The sequence below is a fragment of the Bradyrhizobium sp. Kon37 genome, from assembly GCF_055807535.1.
Genome location: NZ_JBVVOY010000233.1, coordinates 1 through 291 on the forward strand (window position 1 = coordinate 1; position 291 = coordinate 291).

The following is a 291-nucleotide window of genomic DNA, read 5'->3' on the forward strand; positions in this document are numbered from 1 at the left end:
TCAAGGCCAAGCCGCTGGAGATTCCGCCGGAACAAACCGCCCAGCAACCGACGACGGAGCTGACGCCAGCCCCGGCGCAGGGAACGACTATCACGGTCGCACGGCCCGAGAACCTGGACCAGCCCCCGACGCCGCCGCAGGGTGCGCGCAACGAGGACCTGGACCGCATCCGCATGGCGAAGTTGCAGATGCTGGAAGAGGCGATCAAGGCCAAGACGACGGTGCGCATCGACGCGCCGCGCAGCCAGGGCAGCGCCGGCGGCGGTGCTCCGCAGGGCCGCGAGGAAACCC

At 70.4% G+C, this 291-nt stretch carries 1 protein-coding gene; it reads left to right on the forward strand.

Annotated elements, in window-relative coordinates:
- On the forward strand, positions 1 to 291 hold a 291-nt coding region (locus AC0L3J_RS37950; protein WP_473350529.1), incomplete at both ends, for a hypothetical protein.